Annotated in this window: 13 protein-coding genes; 6 read left to right on the forward strand and 7 right to left on the reverse strand. The window is 36.5% G+C overall.

Features of this window, described 5'->3' with window-relative positions:
- Positions 1 to 36 precede the first annotated feature (36 nt).
- Positions 37 to 363 carry a hypothetical protein gene (locus AC3AQ9_RS18420; RefSeq protein WP_488308948.1) on the forward strand — a complete coding sequence of 109 codons (327 nt, stop codon included), beginning with the start codon at positions 37 to 39 and terminating at the stop codon, positions 361 to 363.
- Positions 364 to 666: 303 nt separating this feature from the next.
- Here AC3AQ9_RS18420 and AC3AQ9_RS18425 read toward each other — a convergent pair whose 3' ends face one another.
- From AC3AQ9_RS18425 to AC3AQ9_RS18440, 4 genes are all read right to left on the reverse strand, one after another.
- The gene (locus tag AC3AQ9_RS18425; RefSeq protein WP_488308949.1) at positions 667 to 1,071 is read right to left on the reverse strand and encodes a hypothetical protein; all 405 of its coding nucleotides are present in this window, start codon (positions 1,069 to 1,071) and stop codon (positions 667 to 669) included.
- Positions 1,072 to 1,510: 439 nt separating this feature from the next.
- Positions 1,511 to 1,933 carry a hypothetical protein gene (locus AC3AQ9_RS18430; protein ID WP_488308950.1) on the reverse strand — a complete coding sequence of 141 codons (423 nt, stop codon included), beginning with the start codon at positions 1,931 to 1,933 and terminating at the stop codon, positions 1,511 to 1,513.
- Between the two features lie 365 nt (positions 1,934 to 2,298).
- The gene (locus tag AC3AQ9_RS18435; protein ID WP_488308951.1) at positions 2,299 to 2,502 is read right to left on the reverse strand and encodes a hypothetical protein; all 204 of its coding nucleotides are present in this window, start codon (positions 2,500 to 2,502) and stop codon (positions 2,299 to 2,301) included.
- Positions 2,503 to 2,642: 140 nt separating this feature from the next.
- Positions 2,643 to 2,969 carry a helix-turn-helix domain-containing protein gene (locus AC3AQ9_RS18440; RefSeq protein ID WP_488308952.1) on the reverse strand — a complete coding sequence of 109 codons (327 nt, stop codon included), beginning with the start codon at positions 2,967 to 2,969 and terminating at the stop codon, positions 2,643 to 2,645.
- Between the two features lie 134 nt (positions 2,970 to 3,103).
- Between AC3AQ9_RS18440 and AC3AQ9_RS18445 the strand changes: the two genes are divergently transcribed.
- From AC3AQ9_RS18445 to AC3AQ9_RS18455, 3 genes are read left to right on the forward strand one after another with little or no spacing between them, the layout of a single operon-like run.
- Positions 3,104 to 3,376 carry a hypothetical protein gene (locus AC3AQ9_RS18445; protein ID WP_488308953.1) on the forward strand — a complete coding sequence of 91 codons (273 nt, stop codon included), beginning with the start codon at positions 3,104 to 3,106 and terminating at the stop codon, positions 3,374 to 3,376.
- 1 nt (position 3,377) lies between these two features.
- A complete protein-coding gene (locus AC3AQ9_RS18450) occupies positions 3,378 to 3,623 on the forward strand; it encodes a hypothetical protein (RefSeq protein WP_488308954.1) in 246 nt (81 codons plus the stop codon).
- A 55-nt stretch (positions 3,624 to 3,678) separates the two neighbouring features.
- Positions 3,679 to 4,116, forward strand: a complete 438-nt coding sequence (locus tag AC3AQ9_RS18455; protein ID WP_488308955.1) for a hypothetical protein — start codon at positions 3,679 to 3,681, stop codon at positions 4,114 to 4,116.
- A 152-nt stretch (positions 4,117 to 4,268) separates the two neighbouring features.
- Here the strand turns inward: AC3AQ9_RS18455 and AC3AQ9_RS18460 are convergent, their stop codons facing one another.
- Both AC3AQ9_RS18460 and AC3AQ9_RS18465 read right to left on the reverse strand, forming a co-directional pair.
- Positions 4,269 to 4,508: a hypothetical protein gene (locus AC3AQ9_RS18460; RefSeq protein WP_488308956.1), complete on the reverse strand. Its 240-nt coding sequence runs from the start codon at positions 4,506 to 4,508 to the stop codon at positions 4,269 to 4,271.
- Between the two features lie 1,003 nt (positions 4,509 to 5,511).
- Positions 5,512 to 7,026, reverse strand: coding sequence for a primase C-terminal domain-containing protein (locus AC3AQ9_RS18465; RefSeq protein ID WP_488308957.1), 1,515 nt, complete (start codon positions 7,024 to 7,026; stop codon positions 5,512 to 5,514).
- Between the two features lie 945 nt (positions 7,027 to 7,971).
- On the opposite strand from AC3AQ9_RS18465, the gene AC3AQ9_RS18470 reads away from it, so the two are divergent.
- Positions 7,972 to 8,781 carry an AAA family ATPase gene (locus AC3AQ9_RS18470; RefSeq protein ID WP_488308958.1) on the forward strand — a complete coding sequence of 270 codons (810 nt, stop codon included), beginning with the start codon at positions 7,972 to 7,974 and terminating at the stop codon, positions 8,779 to 8,781.
- On the forward strand, positions 8,774 to 9,238 hold the full coding sequence (locus AC3AQ9_RS18475; RefSeq protein WP_488308959.1) for a hypothetical protein: 465 nt from the start codon (positions 8,774 to 8,776) through the stop codon (positions 9,236 to 9,238). The genes AC3AQ9_RS18470 and AC3AQ9_RS18475 overlap by 8 nt, the downstream gene beginning before the upstream one ends.
- Positions 9,239 to 10,583: 1,345 nt before the next feature.
- On the opposite strand, the gene AC3AQ9_RS18480 is transcribed toward AC3AQ9_RS18475, so the two are convergent.
- Entirely contained in the window at positions 10,584 to 11,732 is a 1,149-nt protein-coding gene (locus AC3AQ9_RS18480; RefSeq protein ID WP_488308960.1) for a replication initiation protein, read from the reverse strand.
- Positions 11,733 to 13,128: the final 1,396 nt, after the last annotated feature.

Consider the following 13,128-nt stretch of genomic DNA (forward strand, 5'->3'; position numbering starts at 1 on the left):
GTTAAAAACCGTTACAGCAAAGAAAGGGAGATGGAGATGAAACGAAAATTGGAATTGCCGAAAGAACTGGCGGGAATGATATTGATCGAGACATTGATTAGTCCGGTGCAGCCGAATGTCGGGGTGATGATTGTCGGAGAAGATTACGAGGAAACATATACTCAACCGATTATCCGCGTCTATCTGGTCACAATGAGCGGAAAGGATTGGATGATTGAAGGGGAGTTGCAGGCGTTCGCTTTTAACAGCATGGAAAGCGCAAATAAGTTTGTAAACGAGTTGCCGAATATGTCCGCCATTGACTTTCTGATGCGGATGAATGGACACCAAGCCCTCCATTCTGCTGGAAGTTTCATGCAATAAAAAGGACCCTCTGCTGAACTAGTAGAGGGTTTCCTTTCGGCCTTACCTAAAGAATGGTTACTTTAAAAGCCTGTTCTGCAGCTTCTTACAAGAACCACACATATACAACCCAGCTAATATAGCAGTTTGTCTAATGAGAATGGCTTCTTTGTTGCAGGCACCGCATTTAATTTTTTGCTGGAACCATATACAACACCTCCTTTCATTTCAAATACTCTCTAAAGGCAAAAAAATTTGTAACTTTTCTATATAAAAAAAGACGAGGTGGTTTGAACCCACTTCATCTTTGCGTTTCATATTTAACTAAAGGCGTTCTTGCTTATACATCTTAATTTCTTCTTCTAATTCCCTAATATATTTATTGAGCTGTTCTTTTTCTGCAGCTTCATTTTCTTTCTCGAGTGTTAATTGAACTCTACCCTTTATTTTCAAGTCCATCGACTTTAGACCAAATAAAAGCAATACAAATCCCAAAGAAAAGAAAGTTAACATATCAGCAGTAGAACCCATATCTTTTATTAAGTTTGGAAAAACTTCTAACGCAGCCGGTAAAGAAATTAAAGAAATAATTCCTGAACCAAAAATGAGTACATGAAAAAACATTATTCGCCCGGTTATCCTATCAGCCATTAAAATCCATTCTGCCCATACAAATAGAAAGCTGGAAATAGAAGCAGCAATCGCATATCTAGGAGGTAAGTCCCCCAAAAACTTAAAAATCCATATAAAAACATAGCAACCCCAATGAAAATAATTGCTAAATCCGCAATAACGTAACTATCCTCAAGCTTAAAACGCATTCTTTTACTTCTTTTCGTTTTAGTTCCTCTCTTCAGAGCGGTTCCCCCTTGAAATCTTAAAATAACAACTAAATTACTTTCAATTCCATTATATCCATCTTTTATTTAGCCAGTCTTAAATATTTTTGATTTCTGCTTGTAATTGCCCTCAGCATCTACTCTCATTTTCCAGTAATCTATATATTTATATTTTTAAAATAATATAATAATAAAAATAAAATTTAGTAATATGGCAATAACAAAAATTACTAGATGGTACTTAATCCTCCTTCCTAATCGGTCTTTAATCAATCTATGGCATATAATGAACGTCTATAAAATATTCCATTCACATTTACTTCTTATATTCACATAAATGGAATTAATGGAGGAAAATAAAGTGTCCTTAACTCATCTTCCGGTATTAAATATGGATTGGTTACGAAGACAGAAAGGTTCCATAAATGGTGATTTTGTATTAAATCGTATCTTAATGAAATGTATTGTCTATTTGAATTAATAATTTTTCTGGAGAAATCATCGGGATTCTCTTTACATATATATGGAAGAACAAAGTCATTGGAAATTTCCCAGTAAAATAAGAACGAGTCAGTAGATGGGTGTCCTTCTAAATACATTTGCTGCTTAAAGTTTGCTAAGTTATCTAATACATACATTATTATTTGGTCTTCTTCGTCTTCATAAAGAAAAGACGTAATTCCGTCAAAATCACGATAAGACAAAGATTTAAATTTTTTTAAAAAAGTTGGATCTGTTTTTATAAGTTTCATGATAATCTCCTTTTTCGTTTAAAATGTAAGTGAATTTACTGATAATATTTATTTCAGAGGAATCCTTATCTCGATTATTAATTTTAGTGAAATCACGTCTCCTTTAACTGGCTTGAATAGTATACTTTCTTATTTCTATATTGCTAGACTTTTATTCTTTTTTAAATAATTTAGAGATTGGTAATTTCAATAGTGCTATTCGATAAGTGAATTGACCTCCATCAGCTACCTGCGTCTTTTCACAGGTTTGCTTTTTGATTGAGAGGGTGGAAAAAATTAATTTTCATAAAATAAAGCCATGAGTATAAAAAATAAGTCCTTTCAACCAATTGGTTGAAAGGACTTAAAGCTTAAACAGTATTGAATTATTGCATTGATTTTCTAGTTTTTTGAATAATCAATTGACAAGTAGCTAGGCTAGCCTCTTGTATAATTGGATCTCTAGACTTTAAAAAAATTTGAATACATTCGCTATAATCCGCTATGTCTGTCTCCAATACTAATTCCAATACGTCACTATGATTTCTTAACATTTCTTTTACGAGTAATAATTTTTCCTTTTCGTTCATCGTTCACCTCCTAGTCCAAAGTCATGTATGCACTAAAGTATTTCTTTAATACATCCTTATTTATTTAATAAATTAGCTATTTATACAAAAAGAGCATAAGACGAAAAAGCTTCCACTATAGAAGCCTAAAAAGAAAGAACTTAATTTTTAAACGACACAATAAGCTCGTATAATGCAGTTTTTTGATTGTCTGTAAGAGTGGTTATACCTTTTATAAGTTGGACATCAGTTAAAGTAAAACTGGCAGTTGATGTTTCTTTGCTTACTTCCCTTATAAAGGCTTCAAGCGGAATATCCAAATAAATACAGAAGTCATAAATAACTTTTATTGGTATATCTTGTTCTCCGTTCTCAATCCTTGACAATCTAGGTTGAGAAATTTTAATAGCATTCGCTAAATTGCCCATTGAAATTTTTCGCTTTTTTCTAATTTGGCGCATTAACTCTCCAACTTCTTTATTGATCATGATTAATTCCTTCTAACATATATATTATTTTTGTAAGTCTACGTTTTCTCATTTTACAAGTTATCAATCTTAGCGTAAACTAAATAAAAGTGAAAATTAATTATTCACTTTTATGAGTAAATGGAGGTAAGAGAATGGAATTTAATAAAGCTATAGACGAATTTACCTATAATCGCATCGAACAGATTATGTTGAGTTCAGATAATACTATTTTAAAAGAGATTGATAAGGAAATTGATAATTGCCTAGAAAAATTAGGACTCAATCCTGACGATCTCGATGCACTGAGGCTAGCAATTTTCAAAAAAATCGATTCTCAAAACCAATTAGCCTATAGACAAGGATTATCAGATTCCTTATCGTTCTTAGCAAGTATAGCCGAAACTCAGCATAAATTGGGGTTATAAGATGAGAAATAAGATAAAGTCTTACGGGACATTTGGGGTAAATGTGTATACAGTTACAGACTTAGCCAGCACCGAGGAAAATAACGAATACAGTGGATACGATTCTGAGTTGACGAGTGAAATCAAGGCTATTTTAGAGGCACGTGGCTATATTGTTTGCGATCTATTCTTGGATTTTAAGGAACAAAAAAATTGTACGGATTTTGATTTTGCAAATTTCGAACGTAGTAAAAAAGGCAGTAGCTGATGTGAAACAAGTCTATCTAAAAGGCACTTCACATAGTTTCCGACTGGATTAAGAAATGAAAAAATACAATCCATGTATTTTTCCAGAAAAATACGTAAAACTGCCAAAGTACTTTTTTAAGGGTGATTCAAACTATTTTGAAAAAGAAACTCTTCTTTCAAAGCTTTTAAATGGGAAAATTAAAATTCCAAATGACTATCGATATCATAAAAATTATTTTAAAGCTCCGGAAAGAATTTTCATTCACTATAGTAAGGACAAATTAGGCTATAAGGAAACCTGGATTTTACTGGGCTGCTACTACTTATTGGACAAAAAGAACACACACGTTTTTTCCCGAAAAGAAGTCTTTGAAGCTGCTAGCATCAATATAGGTGATTTAAGCGACATAATCCATTTTGATGAGGACTTCGACGTGGACTTATTCCTACTAAGCCTAAATGATTGGATTGAAATCACCGAAGAAGACACCGTCATTCTTAATATCATTTAACTTTTACACAAAGCAAAATATATTTAAAAAAGCAAAAAAGCCAATTTTTTCGCACCGTATTTATTCTTTTATATTCATCCCAATGCTTTTTAAAATCAGATTTTACAGAAAGTGAACAGTGCTTTCACTTTAACATTCTTGGTATTTTCAAATTATTCATTGTTATTTTGGCTTTCTACTTTTTCAAACACCGCTGACTCGATTTTTTCTAAAAAATCATGTATAGCTAAAAAATATCTCCTTCCTGCTGGAAAAAATGCTGATCTGACAAATTTATTCAAGGCGAACACTCCATCTACCTTGAATAAATTTGTCAATGTTCCAATTGCAACATTGACGTAAAAATCACATCTTGAATAACCTTTTTTGTTCAGTTCCTCTTTTTCTATCATAAATCCGCAAGCCTGTTATCTGTTCCTTCCTATTTCCTTCTTTTAACAGTCGATGACAAAAAGTCCGTTTGGATAACCCCATTTCTTCGCTAATCTTTTGCAAACATTTGTTTTATGCCTTAATAGATCCATAAATTTTTTACGTAAATCAGAAATTTTCTAAGTATAATTAAAGCAACTCCATGCTTAATTATCTATTTTTTCTGAAATATGTATAAATATCCTGTTTATAACGTTCAAAACCAACTTAAGCAAAGAGGTAAGTAATTTAGATTTACTCCAAACAAGTCTATTTCTTTATCAAAAGACTTCCCCTTTCTTGAAGGTCTTAGGCATTGCGTCCCTTAATCAGTTGTAAATATTTTTCATTTTGTTGCTCTCGTACTTCGTACTGTATCTTATAGCAAAGACAATTAAACAATTATGTTTTCTAAAAACATTTGGTTCCATCATCAGCGATAAAACCATTACTTCCACAGCCTTCCTTACTCCTCAATTACGAACCCACACATTCTAAACAAGCAATAAGATCTTTCATTTAGCAAGAGTCGAAGATGAAGCAGCACCTTCTACTTTACATCCTCAAATCTTTCCATATAAGGATTACTCCCGTTTTCATAATTTCAAGTTCAGATTTAAATTTGAACTTGAAATTCAACCATATTTTCTCACAGTACTAAGAAAAAAGAAGTTACTCCAAAAGCTGTTATAGCTTTAGTTTAAGTCTCCTTTCTTTAAGCACTCTCCCTTTCTCCTAATACCAAAATACTCATACATCAATCAGCAAGTGTAATCTCATAGTTTTCCATATATTTTTCATTACTCACAGTAACAAACTACAAGAATCTATTCCACAACTCCACTTCGGTAACCAAAGTTTCAAGACAAAATTGCTTCTTCAAATAATCGCTCACTTCTGTTCTGTTGCAGATAACAAAGTCTTTAAATGTATCTCAAAGTAAAACAAGAACCGTATTCAGATATGTATTGGCAGACTGGACCATTAGGAAGAGTTGAATTTTTTTCCAGTTTCAATCTCGAGCTTCTTTTTAAAAACGAACAAGTCAATCTGGTCTGCGAGCTCTTTCAATGCGGTTTTATTTTCCTCTGTTCCTGCCATAAGCCGGAGTGCTTCGTAGTACAATATCCGGTGGGTTTGGTTGTATGCCAAGGCAGACTGAAGAAGCACAGCTACTGAAGTCAGTCCGGTCTGCGCTTTACAGCCTTTTCCTTTTCTTTTGATGAGAATCCGGTTGGATTTCCGGATCACTTCGTTGAACGTGCTTTTGGCCATGCCGAGTTCTTCACAGATCGCCTTCTGCGTAGTCCATTTCACCGGTTGCTCGGGACTGGTCGCTTGTTGGAGATAAGCGACCAGGTCCTCTTCCCACTCGTCGTAGTGGCTCCGCTTCCGGTCTTTCCGTTCCTTCTTGAATTTGTACCAGCCGCCCAATGGATTTTCGATGGCAAGCTCTTTCTTCTCGGTCCAGCTTTCCAGCAGTTCGCGGATGTAGGCCTGATGAGCGCCCTTGAAGCGTCCCTTGTAAGCACTCCGCACGATTTTCTCCACCTCGGTATGGCGCATCGAAGACTGCAAGCCAGAGTTGTATTCATCGAGCAGATCGAGCGTCTCCTCGCTCCCCTTCCCCGCGCTGAAGCAGGCCAAGGCAAGCGTGTACATCAGGTTGTCCCGGCCGATTTGCCCTTCTTTTCCTTTGACGTGACGGGTCGCCAGCAATTCCTGAAACCATTCCGTCTGTGTCGGATCCTGGGGCGCTGCTTTCCCAGGCACCACAAAAAGACCGCGGCCCCGGTTATCGTCCTGGCGTTTGGACCAGGCGATCAGGCTGCCGAAATCATAGACCATCTCTTCGGAGAACCAGCGGATGTTGTCATGTTGGGGCATGCGGAAAAAGCCGAAATCGTTGCAGGAAATGTCCACTCCCTGCAAGACCTCCGCCAAGCTGCGTTTGATGTTCTCTGAAATGCGTTTGGCCACTTTTAACCCGCGGTACTCATTTCGGTTGCTGATGAACAGCGGTTTCTCCAGCACAAAATAGGCCTGGAAGCCTTTCGGTGTTTCCAGAACCAACGTGGGAATGCCGATGCTGTAGTCAAGCGCTGCGGTCAGAATCTCCGTATAGGGCTGCTTTTTGGAATCGATGTCAACAACGAAGGTGTTGATCTGTTGCAGGTTTCGTTCATCATGTCCCTTGACGTGCCGTCTTTTTTCATCAGAATACCTTAAGTAGTTTGCTACATTAGGATTCCAGTGAGAAATGCGAAAAGAATCCTTCAAGAGAGTTTCCATGGAAGTGACAATATAGCCTCTGACACCTTCTGGTGTTGATAGATCCTCTTTATTGCGAGTAACGCAGATTGCGCCTTTTTTGTTTATACGGTCTCTTTTACGAGCTTCCATCAGTACAGGAAGAGGTTTGGTAGAACCAATCGTTTTATGCTGGTAAATACTTTCATGCAAAATGGTAGCAAAAACTTTATGAAGATCCTTCAGCATAATTTCATCTCTCTTCCCTTAAGATATAAAAACAAATAAGAACTATACATGTCTCTATTTCTTAAGGTAAAGCAACCAATTAGGTCTGTAAACAGCGTCAAATCAAGGTTTCTCTCTCATATAAGGTAGATATTTCTACTTTTCTACCTATGCGAGAATGAAGTCGAACTTCGCATAGGTAGATATTTCTACTTTTCTACTTCCGTTAGAATGATATTTATTCTCGCAGAAGTAGATATTTCCACTTTTCTACTTTCGTTAAAATGATACTTATTTTCGCAGAAGTAGATATTTCCACTTTTCTACTTTTGTTAGACTTATTTTTAATCTCGCACAGGTGGATATTTCTACTTTTCTACTTCCGTTAGAATGATACTTATTCTCGCAGAAGTAGATATTTCCACTTTTCCACTTATGTTTTCAGGAAGATAAATTGTATAAATCATATTCTCCTTTCAAAAGTTGATTCCACGGTACTTTAGCTCATTTTATTTTTAAAATCATCTTCACAAAAGTAGATATTTCTACTTTTGTTTGGAAGACTTTTATTCCCGCGTAAGTAGATATTTCCACTTTTCTACTTTAGTTAGAATGATTTTTATTCTCACAGAAGTAGATATTTCCACTTTTCTACTTTTGTGAAGATGATTCTTATTCTCGCAGAAGTAGATATTTCTACTTTTCTACTTTTGTGAAGATGATTCTTATTCTCGCGGAAGTAGATATTTCTACTTTTCCACTTCTGTTGGATTGACCTCCTTTCTCGCACAGGTAGATATTTCTACTTTTCTACCTATGTATAGGAGAAGAAGAAAATATTACAAATGTATTACATTTTATTTTTCATCCTCACTAACTTCTACTTATGTTATTATCGGATATATACACGGGTGGAAATTTGTTAGGTAGAAGAGTGCGAAGAACGAAAATTAAGGAGGAAATACAATGACAGCAAAAACAATTGTAGTAGGAAATTTTAAAGGTGGGGTGGGCAAGACAAAAGTTTCCGTAATGACCAGTTGGGAATACGCTACAGTACATAACAAAAAAGTCTTGTTAGTTGATATGGACCCTCAAGGAAATGCCAGCACATTAATTGCGCGTTCTGCTGGCATTAATGAAATTGATAAAACGATTTTCGATGGATTTAAAGAAGGGGACCTAACAAGCGTAGTTTTACACGTTTCTGAAAATCTTGATTTAATTCCTGCAGCTGTGTCATTTAAAAACTTCTCTAAGTTTTTATATCAAAACTTCCAAAATGATTTTGATCAAATAACATATCTTAAACAATTACTTGAACCTTTAAAAGCAAATTATGATTACATATTTATTGATGTGCCTCCAACAATAAGTGATTACTCGGACAATGCAATGATGGCTTCAGATTATGTTTTAATCATCTTACAAGCACAAGAACTTTCCCTTGAGGGTGCAGAAACTTATGTATCATATCTACAGTTTATGGCCGATGAATATGATGCTGATATCCAAGTGCTTGGGGTATTGCCAGTACTCTTAAGAGCTGGCGGGCGAGTCGATCAAAGCACTGTAGAGCGCGCCACTGAACTCTTTGGAGAAGACAATGTGTTCAAAAATGTAATTAAACACTTAGAACGCTTAAAAGCTTGGGATATGACAGGTATAAAAAATGACGATCATCATGATCGAAAAGCACATCAAATCTTCCTAGATGTTGTTGATGAAATGGAAGAAAAGCTAGCGCGCTTTGAGGAGGAAGGAGAATATGTCTGAGACATCAAAAAAAGGGCCCCTTATTCAAAAAAAACCTAAATCCAAGACGCTAGAAAGACCTAAGCCAATCATTGTCAACAATCAAAATGATTTTAAGTTTACGAATAATGAAGTAAAAAAAGAGAACCAGGTGAGTAAGACACCTATTAATCAAACAAAGATTTCTACAGCAGCTTCTGAAGTGAAGATGCCGGAAAAGTCAACTCCAAAAGAAGTAAAAAAAGAGCCGGCACGAAAACCAAAAGCAGTAGTCGGTAAAAATAACAATGTTAAGTCCATAAAAGTTCCCCTTGATCTTCATATACAAATTGGAGTTTTAGGAAAATTCATGGATGAAAATAAGACATATGCGATTATATCTGAGTTAGTTGATTACTATGCCCGTAACGAGTTAACTGATCGACAACAAAAACAATTTGACTATATGACTGAGTTTTTTAACGACCCATCTGAATAATGAAATGAAAAGTAGAAACATCCACCTTTGCGAGGTGGATATTTCTACTTTTGTTAGGATGAAATATAACTTCACAGGAAACTCTATAAACCATCTGCATATGCTTTATGAAAAATACAGATTAATTAAAGAATATGACTTCACTCCAATCTCCAGAAGCTAGGAAGTGAACGAGTTGCCTGTAACCATAGGGGAAGAAATCGTTTTTTCTAAGAAAGACCCTGATTGGCGGGAGCAGTACGGGCTGGTCCTCTATGTGGTAGCCCATCGGAAGCACTGAATTTTCATTTATGGGTGTGGCTGATGTCTCCAATCACCAATCACACTCCTTTTGTCTGCTGGCTCGATAAAGAACGGATTCTTAGAAACAGCATGTATGACCATAATGTGTTCTTCTTGGATCTATCTGTACTTTTAAGCTGGAGATGCGATTGAAGGGGTGATTACATCAACTATTATGAAGGGTTCAAAGAAACTTTGCCGAATAAAAAGCTCGTACTGTTCGATTCGAAAGGGAAGTCTTGACTATCTGGATTGTCCATTTGGGGTGTTCGTCCAGTTCATTCCTGAATCCAAGACAATCATAGTTTACGAGGAGACAAAAGCATTAAATGGGGATACTGTTGCTAACAGCATCCGTGGGACTTGGTGTACTTTATTCGTGAAACGGATGACCAAGTTTTCTATTGTGAAATTTATTAGGCAACATTGCAGCCTATCGGAAAAATCGAAGCCGTTTCGAGTGCGCCGGGATAACGGAAAACTAATCATTTAATTAAGTTTCCAGAACGGGATAAGAAGTGAAAGTCTATCGGATCCATAATGAAAAGGAATATTATCTCCTTTGATTATTTCTAATGTATTATTAGCATAAGCCAAAAGAATATGGCTTTCTATTTGATTACATGACGGCATTCTTTGATGACAGCCAGATTAACACAAGTAGAAATATCTACTTGTGTTAGGTAGATATTTCTGCTTGCGTTAGAACTAATCTCCCTCTTAACAATGAAACTTTAAACTATTTAGCCTCTGCATACGTATATGTCTGTATATGTGCATACGCATAATGATTAACGAAAGGATGACAGCTGGCTTCCAAAAGGGAAGAGGCTGGCTTCTTGCTGTAACAAATCTGATTGGTCACTTTTATTCATAATCAAGTATGAGGCTGGAGGAATTCAAAGGAATCAAAATTTGAAAATATCAAAAAAACGGCCATCCTGTTGGCAAGGAGGGCCGAAAAAACCTAATTTGAGAATCGATCTTTCTCTTATAGAAAAATAGAGATTCTATAAAAATAGGTTACTCAACAACCTGAAAAAAGCTAAACTTAAAAATAAGTTTAGCTTCGTTTTTTCTTTGCCAGCTTTTCTAATAATTCTTCTTTTTCTTTCAAAAAATCAATGCTTGCCTCAGAACCTGGTTGTACTTCTTCTGGTAGGGGCGTTTCGTCTGGCGTAGTAAACCAGTCCGGTAAAAGTTCCTCCCGCTGAATACCTCGTTGTTTCACTACCTGAAGATCAGCAAAGGTGATATTTCCACCCGCCTGATAAATTTTCCAAGCATCTCTAATTTTTGTCTTAATAAAACCAAGTGGATTCTTTATTGTTTTATCTTCATTTATATACCTGATCAGCAGTTCCAGTTCCTTTTCCACGTCTTCCTTCCAAATCAAATAGGCGCCTTCATATAATTGAGAAAAATAAACCACATCGAATTGATAGTCTACAGCTAGAGTATTTAATCTGATACGCATTTCTTCCACTTTTAGCTGATTCCACTCTTCGTCCGGAACCGGGAGAAGACTTTCTTTTTCAGCAGCACGTTGGATGGTAAATTCTATCCTCTCCACACTGCGTCCTTTTTTGATTTCTTTTATGCTGATGGAAAGGTCGGTCTTTTCATTGACTTCATTAACCGCCTTTAAAAGCACCCGGGTTTTAAAATGATTGTACCGGTTGTAGGAACCTTCGATCACCCCGAGCTTCATCTTCAGCTCTTCCAGCGAAATCTCCCATCTTTTCAGCTGTTGCCACTTTTTCATCAATTCGTATAACCGAATGGAGTAGGTGCTGTTCAGCGACAAAATGTTGCTTAGCCGGTAAGAAGTAAACTGTTTTTTCAGCTGCAGCATATAAGGCTTCAGCTTCGGGGAGAAGGAAAGTTCCAAGACGCCTTCGCCATTCACGTATTTGGCACTTGAAATCCAATGGACCAATAACCACCCGCCATCTTCTTGTGGGATCTCAATCGTTTTGGACATGAGCGTTTTGGAGATTTCCTTGATCTCGCTGTATTTCGTGCTGCCGGCCAGCCCAAGCATTTCACTGAACTCTTTCAACGATATCCGGTAATCTTTAAAATCCTCGTCGAATGGCTCAATCATACTGGCCATTGTCAACACGATTTTCTGCTCTCTGGTTGTCAAAGGGTTATTATGTCTGGCTTCTAATAAGTTATTGGATTGAGTGACTATGTATTTGCTTTTCATAATGGCCCACCTTTTGATAGTTTGTGGCTTTATTACTTAGAATCATACTATATAAACCGGTTAAAAGACCATAAAACCACTTGTTTTTATTTTTGTGGCTTTTCAAGACCGAAAGTGTGGTTTTTCAGGAGAAAAGGCGATTATAACGAGAGAATTCAAGATTTCGAGACCGAAACTGTGGCTTTTCGAGCCGTATGACTGAACTAGCGCTTAAAATAAGCTGTTTTACCGGATCGTTTATGCCCCAAAGACCGAAACTGTGGCTTATCAAACCGAAACTGTGGCCATGGGACCGAAACTGTGGTTTTTAGAACCGAAAGAGCGGCACTGAAAACCGAAACCGTGGCAGTTTGAATCGAAAGTGTGGCTTTAAAGCCCGATACCGTGGCAGTTAAGACCGAAAGTGTGGCTTTTAGTCCCTGTAAAGCCGCTCCCATCAAGGGTTTAGCCCCCTCTAAAACAGTTAAAACAGTTAAAACAATAAAATCATTCTATTAAACACAACAACAAGCGAAAAATCTGTTGGTTAGATAATAGAGGATAAAAGGCCATCATTAAATCTCAAAAATGATTGAGCATTTTCTGCTATTTCTATATAATCTTTTGATTCTTTTATTTAGCAAACCTTCTGGGTTTCGCTGGTGACGAACTTACAAAGCCTTTGGGCTGATTTAACACATAGTGTTTTTTGCTATGCTGACTAATTTGCCCAAGGGCTTTTTTTGCGTTCTCCTGTAGAAGAGAAGGGTTAAAAACTGTTGGGAAAGGCTGTATTTTAATGAATTACATTACAGAAGCGAGAGAGGCCGTTAGTAAGTATAACGTAGTAGGAGGTATTTCTTTAGTTGAACTGCAGGAAATTTTAACGGTATTGATTGGTCCCAAGTTCGGTATTGCCTAACTAGTCTTGCATACAAGAGACAAATCATTTTCTGAATTAACCTCCTTGATCAGTATGACACTATACGTTATTTAGATAGAAGAACTGCTGCCAGTTTTTTTGAGAAACGGCTATATCCAAGTAAGCTGATTAAAGGTAGATCATCATCAAATTCTCTACCTCAATTAATAAAAAAGCTAGCCCTTTAAATTCGAAAACAGGAAAGATCATATTAGAAGAGTGCATCCTCGGCATCGAAGTCCTTGATTCCCTTACTGACAGCCACAAAGGCGGAGTCTCGCTACGGGAGAAAGGCATTATCTAAAAAAGCGGGAGGGAGAATTTTCCCTCCTTTAAGTTTTTTAAAAAAATAGGGTATCAGCCTTTGATGCAGTAAGTCTATAGAGGGAAAAACGCAACCACTTAGAAGACGCTCTTCCAGCCGGTTGTTTTTAGGAGATAGAATGTGTAAAAAAGTATTTTGTTGAACCAATCAACAAAAGGAGGAACTGATAT

Source organism: Planococcus sp. VCh962 (assembly GCF_057748275.1).

What these genes read in the sequence shown, in the direction of transcription:
- AC3AQ9_RS18420 (WP_488308948.1), top strand. Translation starts at nt 37, where the DNA reads ATGAAACGAAAATTGGAATTGCCGAAAGAACTGGCGGGAATGATATTG.
- AC3AQ9_RS18430 (WP_488308950.1), bottom strand. Translation starts at nt 1,933, where the DNA reads ATGAAACTTATAAAAACAGATCCAACTTTTTTAAAAAAATTTAAATCT.
- AC3AQ9_RS18435 (WP_488308951.1), bottom strand. Translation starts at nt 2,502, where the DNA reads ATGAACGAAAAGGAAAAATTATTACTCGTAAAAGAAATGTTAAGAAAT.
- AC3AQ9_RS18440 (WP_488308952.1), bottom strand. Translation starts at nt 2,969, where the DNA reads ATGATCAATAAAGAAGTTGGAGAGTTAATGCGCCAAATTAGAAAAAAG.
- AC3AQ9_RS18445 (WP_488308953.1), top strand. Translation starts at nt 3,104, where the DNA reads ATGGAATTTAATAAAGCTATAGACGAATTTACCTATAATCGCATCGAA.
- AC3AQ9_RS18450 (WP_488308954.1), top strand. Translation starts at nt 3,378, where the DNA reads ATGAGAAATAAGATAAAGTCTTACGGGACATTTGGGGTAAATGTGTAT.
- AC3AQ9_RS18455 (WP_488308955.1), top strand. Translation starts at nt 3,679, where the DNA reads ATGAAAAAATACAATCCATGTATTTTTCCAGAAAAATACGTAAAACTG.
- AC3AQ9_RS18460 (WP_488308956.1), bottom strand. Translation starts at nt 4,508, where the DNA reads ATGATAGAAAAAGAGGAACTGAACAAAAAAGGTTATTCAAGATGTGAT.
- AC3AQ9_RS18465 (WP_488308957.1), bottom strand. Translation starts at nt 7,026, where the DNA reads ATGCTGAAGGATCTTCATAAAGTTTTTGCTACCATTTTGCATGAAAGT.
- AC3AQ9_RS18470 (WP_488308958.1), top strand. Translation starts at nt 7,972, where the DNA reads ATGACAGCAAAAACAATTGTAGTAGGAAATTTTAAAGGTGGGGTGGGC.
- AC3AQ9_RS18475 (WP_488308959.1), top strand. Translation starts at nt 8,774, where the DNA reads ATGTCTGAGACATCAAAAAAAGGGCCCCTTATTCAAAAAAAACCTAAA.
- AC3AQ9_RS18480 (WP_488308960.1), bottom strand. Translation starts at nt 11,732, where the DNA reads ATGAAAAGCAAATACATAGTCACTCAATCCAATAACTTATTAGAAGCC.